Raw genomic sequence first — 10863 nt, 5'->3', positions numbered from 1 at the left:
CAAGAAGCTGTTTAGCATACACAAGTTCTCTAAATTCAGTAGCCTCAAATTGGTGTTTTAATAAATTGGCACCTTCCTCACCTTCAGCAGTAAGAGCAAAATAACTACCTGTTTGCTCTATGAGGTCATATTCTACAAGAGATTCTAAATTTTCATCTAACTCGTATGAAACTCCGCCTAATTTAAAATTCGAAAAATCAATTGATTTTTTTTGACGAAGATGTTCAAATAACCTAATTACTTTCTGGATATGCAAGATATCCATTGCTTTCTTATTATTGCAATCATCTATCGATAAAACAAGGAGCAATAACTTCCTAGATTGGGAATTTAACCCATAATCTTCAACAAGGGTCATAATACCTTAAACTTCCATTGTAACCCAAATCTGGTTTTGGTTAGTGGTGTATGGGTTAGTTTAAAATATACCTTTCCGTGTCTATATGTACTATGAAGATGCTAAAAGTAAAAGAGATTGACCGAGACGAAACGTTAGGCATGATTAAAAAGGAAATCACGCTTACAAATGGGGTCTCTTTTACTAGTCCATCAAGAGGTATAAAGCCAGTCAAACTTGATGAGTACCTTGAGAATAACACAAGAGTTAAAGAAATTGTTAAGAGAATAACTGATAAAGACTTGAACTCTTTAGAAGAGGGATCGTCCTCAAGAATTGTTAAAAAAATTAAAAATAGTTATCAGAAAAATGGGTTAAACCTAGTTATATTTAATTTGATGTTAGATAAAGTTCCTGACAAAAATAGATTGACTACTTTGGCTCATCATTTGTATGCTTCAAGTGATAACACAGTTATTTTACCAACTGTTAAATCAGCCTTATTGAAAGAGGGTAATAAATTTTCTGAGAAAAAAGTTTCGGCTTACCAAGATATGATGAAGTTCATAATAGATGAGATACAGGTCGTTGGTAATTCAAAAGCAATTATTGGCACGGTTCCTCTTATAGCTCCAAAATATAGTCGTCCAATAGTAAATCTTTATCATGAGCAGGGTATAAACGGGTTTGCTATAGATGCAAACACAAGTGACTTCATTTTGCACGAGACAGAAGTTAGATCAATACTTTCATCCATTAATGCTGGAATGCCGCTTAATGAGACGTTTATTTATGCATGTAATTTGGGGTATCCACGGTTTGAACAAAATGAGGCACGAGCAGATGATTTTCTAAGTCTTTTTGCATATGTTGATGTGATGGGTGGAACGTTTAAAGTAAAAATGCTTCCTAAAAAAGAGGGGGTCGCGGTGAAACTTCCGGTGAGGTTAAAAGAATTTTCGTCTGAGCATTATGCTTACAAAATGCTGCCGCAAGATGCCTGCCGGTCTGATGATCTTAAAAATAGAAATCAGGTTGAGCAATTAAAAGAGGCAAATTTACTTCAGGATTTAATTGGTGAAGAAAAAATCGAGTCATACATACAGAAAAAACCAAAAGTTGACACTGTAGCTATGGATCGCCTAAAATCGATTGCAGGCAACATCACAGTAAAATAGTAACGGTCAAACTTGACAGAAAATAACCGTACTAAAAACATATTCGTTTATCGTACATACTCAAAACTGTCAGCATCACCATCATGTTTTGAAACGGACGATTTATCATTAGTTTGGTTTCCAGCTAAAACCTCAACCAACTTACTAACAGAATTACTTAACACAACTAGCCCCTTCTCCAAATCCACAACACGATCAACCAAACTTAACTGACTCTTAGAAACAGCCTCAACAAACCGCCCCAACTCCAACATGCGGCTGTTGTTGAATTTTAGAGCTTCCCACATCCCGCGAACCTCATCGCGTAAATCTTTGATATCCTGCGCTTTCTCTATCCCTGCTAATCCCTTAGAGACTGCTTCTTCAAACTTGTTAAGAGACATAGGTGTGGAAACTTTCCATTCTTTGCGAACCAAACTCTCCTCCTTTTGATAGGTGCGCTCAATCATACCGTAAAGATCACGCTTAGTAATACACTGAATCCCATCAATACGAATCCCCGCATGATCCTTGTTAAGCTCCCACGTAGTGAGAACTAGGTCATTTAGACAAAAGCCAAGTTTACCCTCCACAAGTTCAAACCATCGATTAACCGCAAACAAACAAGCATCGCGGCTCATCCCCGCATCACAACTAATTACCCCCGACACCTTTTTACGCTCACTACCAAACACCGCCCTAACTGTCACCCCGCCCACCACCTCAACAACAACATCCGACTTTACATTGACAGCCAAATTACTATGAAGCCTAACATTGTGCAACATTAACGGTACAAACCGCACACCGTACGTGATTTTATTACAATACGCTCCAACATAAGGTTGAACCACTAAACCTCTTTGAAGCAGACGTAAGCAGATAACACGTATTGTGGAGCATTGTCCGGGGGTAGGTTTATGGGGTGCGTAGAGTTTTTTGGCAATTTCCATGGGTCGAAGCTCAATTTCGGATGCATCTATTATGTGGTAGACTCTTGCTTCAACTGAGTAACCTTTGGGTTTGGAACTGGAGGGCTTGTAACTGTTTAAACTTGAGCTACAAGAGCTACAAACTTTGTTATCCGATTGACCTGCGTCAACCAAAAAAATTAGCGCCCCTGCACCACTTGATTTGAGGCTTTTTCAAACCCAAGCCGAAAACCACCAATGCCACAGAAAAGATCACATATTCGAAGACCAGTCACACGGTAACCTCCACTCTGTTGAGGGTAGTAGGGTTTGACTGTTTATGGAATCTACCTGCTTTTGAGCAACAGCGGCGTATTCTTTGGTTACCTCAATTCCAACTGAGCTATACCCTTCTTGTTTGGCGGCTACTAAGGTTGTTCCTGAACCGCAGAATGGGTCTAAGATTGTTTCTCCGGGTTCACAAATTTTTACAATATCGCGCATTAACTCCAGAGGTTTCTGCGTCTGATGTAACTTGTCTTTGTTTAGGGTTGGGTAGCGGTAGCAGCCTTTGAGTACGGGAACTTTGCGCTTAAAACTCATAGCGCCTTTGCTGCCCCACAAGATGAATTCGCATTGGCTGCGAAACCGCCCCAGTTGCGGACGCACCATCTCTGTTTTATCCCAAACCACCACACCCTTCACAAGCCAATCAGCCCACTGCAACGCCCACTTCAAAGCATCCAACTGCCAAAAATCAATAAACACACATATGGGAGCACCTTTCTTGCACACACGTTTAGCCTCCCGTAGCCAAGCAGCACTCCATAACATCCAGCTTAGTTGATCTTTGTTATCCCCTTCAAAATTTGGCAGAGGGTTTTTGGCTTTCTTTGAAGTATATTTCACCGATGTAGGCGCTTGCCTATCTACAGTATGTAAACCGCCACTGGCGTAGGGTGGATCAGTAATTACAGCACCAAAGGTGTTATCATCAAAACTGCGCAACACCTCAAGAGCATCACCCGAAATAACCCTACAAGTTGAAGTCACACAAAAACCTCCTTTTGACACAATAGGACAACAGTTGAGAGGAAAGGCGTAGCTTTTTTACTCCAAAAATGTGTCTGCTCAGAGGGCTGTTTCAAGTTGGTGGGCTCCTCTCGGTTGGTTTAGTTGTAAATATGTCGTACTCTTGTTGGGTGGCTATAAAGTCAATGGGCAAGTGTATGTCGCCTGCGGTGATTAGGCCTTGGCCTTGATTTAGCTCAAGTAAGGTTTCCATTTCTGCAATTGATAAGCCAATTGTTTGTCCTGCCTGTTTTATGGCGGATTCGTCTTGTCGTAGCATTATTTTTGTGGCACAATTTTCAATGACGGCTTTACCTGCAGAGTTTTCCAAAATGTCGGCTAGGCGTTGGGAGTTGAGAAGGAGGAGGACGTTTCGTTTTCTGCCTCGGCGTGATACTCCTTCGAGAAAGCTTGCAGAGGCTGGCAGGGAGGTGTAGAGCCAGAGTTCATCTATTAGTACTACTTTTGGGATGTGTAGGGGTAGGAATTTGGTGTTGTCTATCATTTGCCAGATTTTGCTAAAGACGAGTACGTTTGCGGCTTGGAAGGTGAGACTTCTTCTTTGGGTCATGGCGAGTTGGCGGTGCAATGCGCTTAGGTTGAAGACCATGCGGTGTGAAAATGTTTGGGGTTGGCCCATGGTTAGGAAGCTGTCGGGACCTGTGATAAAAGTTTCAAGTTGATCCTTTAGGTTCGGCGGGCTGTTTTGATAGACTTCGAGGAGGTCTTGGCTTGCACCTACGATGCTGCGTAGTTCTTGGTAGTTTCGATTACCCTCAACCCCAGCCAAATCTGCAAGAATACCTGCGGCAGTATCTTTATTATCACTAAAAATCCTCACGGGATCTAAACCCAAATTCTTCTCCGTGGTAACATCTAACACATCCGCACCCGAAAGACGACCAACATTTCCGTACTCATTCTCAGGATCAACAATGTAATAGGCTATGTCAGGATGCTTCTGCAGCAGACGAGTGAGAAAGATTTTGGAGGTGAAACTTTTTCCGCTGCCGCTTTTGCCCATAACTATGACATTTTGATTCATCCGCAAATGCGGATCAAACACAATAGGCGCACCAGTTAATTGGTTGATGCCCAAAAAGACCCCACCGGGCGACTCTATCAAATCAGCCGAGACAAAGGGGAAAAACGTGCTGGCAGTAGTGGTGTCAACAACCAGTTTTTTGCCTATGGTGCCGTTGGCGAGTTCTTGTTGGAAATATGTGGGACAATCAAGGCGTATAAATCTGGATTGCAGTGTATCTCGGAGTTTCTTGGTTTTTACCTTAAGCTCTTCAAGATTATCAGCTTCAAGGGTGAGGTTAACTTTTAACTCAAAAAGCCTTGTACCACCTGTTATTAGGCCTTGGTAGGTGGCTTGGGCCATGTCATGTTTGAGTTTAACCTCCTCTCTAGGCAGACGACCTTTGGATTGATCCGCTAACAAGATGCTTTTGAGCAAACGGAGATATTTACCCATCTGCGCACTAGCCACCTCAGGCGACAGAGGCTTAACACCGATTAGCACTTTTTCACATAAACCATAGAGTTCACTTACAAATCCGGGCAAGAGTTTACCTGGGAGTTGATAGACGGTAAAGGTTCGCTGGAGTTTGTTGTTTTCAAGTTGGAGGTGTTTGGGAAACGTTTTGGCGGTTTTGGTTTTGGGGAGTTCGGTTAGGGGTTGTTGTTTAAACCCACATTGTTCTATTAGCCAGTCTATGGGTTCTTGGGTTTGGATGTAGAAACGGTAGTAGGTGGTTGTGAATTGGTTTTCGGTGATTTCGAGGGTTTTTTGGGTTTTTTGAGCGGTTAGTTTGGCTTGGCAGGGTAAGCTGTTTAGGAGGCGTTGGAAGCGGCCAAGGGTTTCTTGGCGTTTTTGTTTTGGTAGCATGACATAGTTTACGGGGAACACTTCGTAGGTGCAAACGGGTTGTTGGGATTGTTGGTTAAGTTTAGCCTTAAGCAAGAGTTTTTTGTGCATTCGGGTTTACCTCTTCTTCTTTTGTTTTTTGGGGGTTGACTTGTATGGTTATTTGTTGGATGGTTTCTTGGGAGTCTTCGGGTTGGATGTCTATTTGGAAAAGTCCGGGGTGGTCGGGTGTTAAGTAGGTGCAGAAGTATCCTTCTTGGTCGGTTGTGCCGTTTGAGTGGGTAGTGTTGTTTACGTTTACTTTGAAATTTTTGCCTGATAGAATTTTTCCTGAGAAATCTTTGAGAACACCCACCACCTTTACGGGAGCACCCAAGGTGGCTGAGAGCAACATAGACTTTGAGGCCTGCTCCCCAGACTGTTTACTCTTAGTTGGAAGGACGCGTTTTTGTTTTGTTGTTGCCTGTAGAAATCTTTTGATGAAATAGAGCAGGTGAGCTTCAGGGGAAACAGTTCTTATTTTTCGAGTGAAGAGAGCTGCTCCAGTAAAAAATATGCCACCCGCAACCACAATTTTAAGAACCAGATCTCCAAAGGCAAGAGAAGCCACCCAAGCTAAAAGACCAAAAATCAAAAAGATGCCCATCTGACGAATAGAAAACCGACCCACAGGCGTATCAAGCATCTGCTCATTAAGAAACCCGACATTTTCAAACCAAAGCGTTGTTACCAACTCAGACAAACAACAAAACCCTCCCAAACACACCTAACAAACTAAAACAACAAGACCTCTCACCGAAACTACCAACAATAATACCAGACATACTAACATCACAACCCCTATACACAGAAATTTAAAAACCGACAAAACCAGCAAACAACAAACTATGCTTACAATCAACACCAACAATTAGGCGAAGTCTAATCCAAAACAGCAAAACCACCACCAAAAGCGTATCTGAGTGCAGAGTAAGTCTGCTTACAAAAACATTGACAGTTAAAAAAAATAATAAAAGATTATTATATAGAGCGGGCAAGTAAGTCCGCTTACAAGCTTGAAAAAAAGAACACTGGAACACGATGATGTGTGCAACTGTTAGCAGTGTTGTTGACTGCGCTGTGGGAAAAAGCGCGAGGGAAATATTGATATAGTTGGGTACCTAACTCGTAGTTGGGTACTTAATATGAAAACTACTTTGATGGTTGAAGAAGACATGATGGAGCTTTTCCAAGAAAACATTCAAAGAACATGGGGAAAACTCAAAGGCGCACAAAGCCAAGCCCTAAAAGAAGCCATGCTGCTCTGGCTCGCACACAAAAAACAAATAACCGCCATCACCTTCCACGACGGCAAACAAGAACACATAACAACCATCGAAGAATTCCTAAAAACCCTACACACAAACCTCCTCACAAGAAAAAAAGGCCTACAGTACAACGCCACAATCATAGGCCAAACAGAAACAGAAACTATTCTCTCAGACACCCTAAGAGTACTAATAAGTACACTTGGCAAACCAAGCATTATGCAAGTAAACGACAAAGCGGAAAATAAATCTCTTGAAGAGTTCTCTGAAATAAAAGAGAGTAATATGGCGGGTTTTGTTCGAAAGCTCTTTGAGTGGGAAGACTCCCTTGAGGGACAGGTAGAGTTAGTGGTTGAGTGGCAAGATGCCAAATTGCAGTGTGTTATTAGTCCGCAGGGTCAAATCTATGTGGGCAAGCTTTGTCCTAAACTGGATCTTCAAACTCTATTAGCATAAAGCTCAGCCCAATCAGGCACAACAGGATGAGGCAGAGCATAAACAAGACAACCCTTATTTTTTGCGCTCACAGCTAATGTTGCAATTTTATCTTTTAGTTCGTCTCGAAAACTTGAACCATGAGCAGGAGGGTTGACACCGCCATAACTTGGCAACAGAACAGCATCCAAATGCGGTATAAACTCTAAGAGTTTAGAAAGCACCGAAATATCTGATACGTCAAGTTCTCCAATAAACAAAACCAACAACTTCTTTGTAGAGAGTATCCACCAACAAGCATGCAAACGAGATATGTTTAGTCCAGTTAGTCTTGTGAGTGTTTGGGATTCCAAAGCTGAAACAATAATGTCATCTATTTTTTCTTTTTCTCCGTCTTGGAGTCTTAGGACGTTTGCATTTCGTTTTGGGGTATAGGTTTTTGGGCAGTAGATTAGAGGCTGTGGAAAATTAAAGGAGCAAGCTAAAGGGTCGTGATCTGTGTGACCATGACTTACGAGGGTGAAGCGTGTGGGATAACCAAAGATCCATCTATCAAACTGTATACCGCCAATCAATTCCTCAACACTTTCACCCTTAACACTCAATTTCCTATCTACCATCCGCTAATTTCTCATATACACTGCTTTTCTACATAGTTAACCCTTAGTTATCAAACTTTTTCCCGCATTTTCTGTTTTTTCCCCGCAAACGCTATTTTTTCCGCATTTTGTTAATGCTAATTTTTAAGTGTTTTTAGTCATATAGGGCGCAAATATTTGTTTGTTTGTTGTTTGGTTGGTTTTTCCCGCGTGTTTTTGGTTAAATATGTTGTTTTTGAGGTTTTCCCGCTTTGTGTTTTTGATGTTTTTTATAAGAATTGGAGTGTACACTAAGGGGTTTTTTGGGTTTTTCCCGCATATGAGTGCCTTAAAGCCGGCCAGCAGTCCAAACGGACAAAAGTTTCATAACAGAAACACCCATCTAATACACAGAACTATAAAAATCAACAAAATACGTAAAACAGCACCAAAAAAGCAGAGCCCCAATTTAGAGCAAACTTTTCAAGTAAAAAGGAACGGGCTCTTTGGGTTAGTTTAAAGTTATTTCTTTTCTTCTTCGGCAGTGGAGTTGGTGTTAAATCCCTTGACTGTTATCCTGTTTTCTTCAATGAGTTGTTTTATTTCTGCTCTAAATACACCAAGGCTACGTTCGTCATTGTGACCCTTCCTTGCACATAGATACCCCTTACCATTGACCTCCTTGAGTCTAAAGCTCCACCCCTGAAGGGCAAGTTCCAGCACCAAACACTTCCTGCGCAACAAATCAACCTCCACCGCTACTGTCTGCTCTTTGTCTACCGGCTGAGCAACAGGTTTAATTTCAAAAGAAGCGGCCTTTGTCTCCAAGTCAAGTTGTGTAGAGGGTTCTTGGCATGACAACTCAGAAGGGGTTTGTTCAATTTGTTGCTGTTCAATTCCATAAGGAGGTAATTGGTTAGAATTTGTGGTTTCATTGGTTGGGTTGTTGAGTATGTTAATGATTTCGATGGTGGCTTGTTCGGGGTGGTTGGGTTCGAATCTTGCAGAGTTTGCTACAAGGGTGGCTTTCCATTCGCAGAGTTTTTCTGTTAGCGTTTCTGCATCGGTTTTTGTTGGGACAAGGAAGACTGTTGGGAAGCCCATTTTTTTGTTGCGTTTATAGTTGTTTTCGAGGCGATCCCAATGCTTTGAGGGGTAACATTCTACTTCTACTGCAAAACTACGTGGGTAGTCCCAATTGGTGTGGTCAATGTAGCCCTTAGCACCATCAACCCTTGACGCAGGCAGAGTGGGTGTAACGTAGAGGTCAGCAAGGCTCGCATCAGTCTCACCATCATCTATGCGCACGATCCAGCCATTTTGCCAATAAATTTTCCGCTGAGCCATAATAGCCAAAATATGATCAACACCCCCAGCCTTCTCACCCCTAAACACAGTATCCAAAAGCCGCTTAGCCCGCCTATCCGTTAAATCCAAACACCAAAACCGTGTACGCACCTCCTTAGCTTTCAACTCTTTTCTGCCATACGCAAAAGCCTCCTCACGCAATTGACGCACAGTCTCAGTCTTAGAAGAAAGCCAAGCATCACGTTTGTTGTTGTCTACTGCGAGGTTTTTGAGTGCATTTGCAAACCCCATATCGCTGAGCACGTACGGCTTAGGCTTGGTTGGGTCATACAAAAGATGTTTCTGCAAGGTTTCCTCATCGATTGAACCACCATTTAGTCGGATGGTGAGAAGGATTGCCCATTCTGCGGGTGTGACTGCCCAATCTAGAAAGGCGCTTTGTACTGATTGGTTTTTAACTTGTCCCATCAGTTCATCTACATCAACTTGTTGACCGTATTTTTTAAGACTATAACGGATCACGTCCTCTGTGTTGGTTGGGCCGGTTTTGTAGTCGAGGGTTTCTAGGACTTGGTATTCGCGGTTGCCTTTGAAGGGTGTGGAGACAAAAAACAGGTAACGGGGTAAATTCATCAAAGTTTGGTAGCCGTAGGTTTTGGGGTAAAACTTTTCAAGTACTCTAGCAGTATCCTCCCCAACTCTAAACGATACTATGGTTTCGCATGTCTGCACAATAGCGTCTTGGATGTCTCTGCGATATTGAGTGAGATATTGGCTTGCCAAAGTCATAAAGACCTTAAACTTTCGAAGCGACTGCAACACCTCAGGAATACTCTTCGTTGTATAACGGTAGGCTTCATCTACATACACAAAAAAAGGCTGACGCTCCACCTCAGGCGTGTCCTCCCTTGACATACCCGCATTATACACAGCCGAGAGGATTAAGCTACCAAGAAAGTTGGCGATATCCGTGGTGACTTTACCTTCAGGCAAATCCACAATAACAATCTTACGCTCATCCATAACCCTTCGAAAATCAATGCCACTTTTCTCAGCCATAAACATAGGCACAATAATCCGCTCCTGAACAAGACGATACAACTTAGTTAGAACAGCAACAGAGGCATCTTTAGGCATCTTATCATATTGTTTCTCCCAAAACACCTTGACATTACGGTCGCGGCATTTTGTGGTAAGCATATCTCGAAAGTCTTGATCTGAGAGGATCATGTAGAGATCAGGTAGTTTAGCATGTTCTTTCTCCATGAGTAGGTATAGTGCGTTTAGTAAGATCATGTCAAGACGAGGCCCCCACCAACGCTCGTAAAGCTTCTCAAGGGTATCCATGAACATTCTAGCGACAACATCTCGTTCGTATGGGTCGTGGTGTTCTAAGAAATTAATTTGCAAAACACGATTACCGTATTTGTCCTCAAAAGCCGACCAAGGATTAATGTATATGACTTGATCCCATTTTTCAGGTGGAATATGGGTTAAAACAAGTTGGGTGAGGTCGCTGTGAGAGTCTATAACCATGAAACCTTCGTTGTTGTCGATGTGTTGTTTTATCATAGAGAGCAAGAAGCGTGTTTTGCCTGACCCTGGAAATCCCATAATAAGGCTATGAATACGATCTGAGGCGTAGATGCCTCGTTTTAGTTTTTTGCCGATGACAGGATCTGTTTCTGCATCAACACCTAATACATGAAGTCGCGGTTTACTTGTTTTTGGGTTTGAATTTGGGTTACTCAAGTTTTTGAACCTTCTCTGTAGAGGTATGTTTGCTCTTTTTAAAAATCGAAAAATCACTTTGGATTAGTGTACTTTAATTGAACAACACAAAAATCCTCTAAAACACGACGAAATAGTTTTAGTGCACAATATCC

9 protein-coding genes are annotated in these 10863 nt (G+C 42.0%); 2 read left to right on the top strand and 7 right to left on the bottom strand.

What is annotated here, in order from left to right:
* Window positions 1–358, bottom strand: a 358-nt coding sequence (locus tag FWF39_RS06390) for a hypothetical protein (protein WP_343382613.1), incomplete at its 3' end; no start/stop codon positions are given.
* Window positions 359–450: 92 nt separating this feature from the next.
* On the opposite strand from FWF39_RS06390, the gene FWF39_RS06385 reads away from it, so the two are divergent.
* Window positions 451–1515, top strand: a complete 1065-nt coding sequence (locus FWF39_RS06385) for a hypothetical protein (RefSeq protein WP_343382612.1) — start codon at window positions 451–453, stop codon at window positions 1513–1515.
* A 47-nt stretch (window positions 1516–1562) separates the two neighbouring features.
* Here FWF39_RS06385 and FWF39_RS06380 read toward each other — a convergent pair whose 3' ends face one another.
* The 4 genes from FWF39_RS06380 to FWF39_RS06365 all read right to left on the bottom strand — a co-directional run bounded on the left by FWF39_RS06380 (window position 1563) and on the right by FWF39_RS06365 (window position 6091).
* The gene (locus tag FWF39_RS06380; protein ID WP_343382611.1) at window positions 1563–2600 is read right to left on the bottom strand and encodes a hypothetical protein; all 1038 of its coding nucleotides are present in this window, start codon (window positions 2598–2600) and stop codon (window positions 1563–1565) included.
* 78 nt (window positions 2601–2678) lie between these two features.
* Window positions 2679–3458 (bottom strand): site-specific DNA-methyltransferase, encoded by a 780-nt coding sequence (locus FWF39_RS06375; RefSeq protein WP_343382610.1) that lies wholly within the window; start codon window positions 3456–3458, stop codon window positions 2679–2681.
* Between the two features lie 91 nt (window positions 3459–3549).
* A complete protein-coding gene (locus tag FWF39_RS06370) occupies window positions 3550–5460 on the bottom strand; it encodes an ATP-binding protein (RefSeq protein ID WP_343382609.1) in 1911 nt (636 codons plus the stop codon).
* On the bottom strand, window positions 5438–6091 hold the full coding sequence (locus FWF39_RS06365; protein WP_343382608.1) for a hypothetical protein: 654 nt from the start codon (window positions 6089–6091) through the stop codon (window positions 5438–5440). Before FWF39_RS06365 ends, FWF39_RS06370 begins: the two co-directional genes overlap by 23 nt.
* A gap of 442 nt (window positions 6092–6533) precedes the next feature.
* Between FWF39_RS06365 and FWF39_RS06360 the strand changes: the two genes are divergently transcribed.
* Window positions 6534–7112 carry a hypothetical protein gene (locus FWF39_RS06360; protein ID WP_343382607.1) on the top strand — a complete coding sequence of 193 codons (579 nt, stop codon included), beginning with the start codon at window positions 6534–6536 and terminating at the stop codon, window positions 7110–7112.
* On the opposite strand, the gene FWF39_RS06355 is transcribed toward FWF39_RS06360, so the two are convergent.
* Both FWF39_RS06355 and FWF39_RS06350 read right to left on the bottom strand, forming a co-directional pair.
* Window positions 7094–7696 carry a hypothetical protein gene (locus FWF39_RS06355; RefSeq protein WP_343382606.1) on the bottom strand — a complete coding sequence of 201 codons (603 nt, stop codon included), beginning with the start codon at window positions 7694–7696 and terminating at the stop codon, window positions 7094–7096. The genes FWF39_RS06360 and FWF39_RS06355 overlap by 19 nt on opposite strands.
* A gap of 495 nt (window positions 7697–8191) precedes the next feature.
* Complete coding sequence (locus FWF39_RS06350) at window positions 8192–10729, bottom strand: type IV secretion system DNA-binding domain-containing protein (RefSeq protein WP_343382605.1); 2538 nt, start codon at window positions 10727–10729, stop codon at window positions 8192–8194.
* Window positions 10730–10863: the final 134 nt, after the last annotated feature.

The sequence above is a fragment of the Candidatus Bathycorpusculum sp. genome (assembly GCF_009778815.1).
GTDB lineage: Archaea > Thermoproteota > Bathyarchaeia > Bathyarchaeales > Bathycorpusculaceae > Bathycorpusculum > Bathycorpusculum hydrogenotrophicum.
This window is presented reverse-complemented; position numbering and strand designations above follow the sequence as displayed.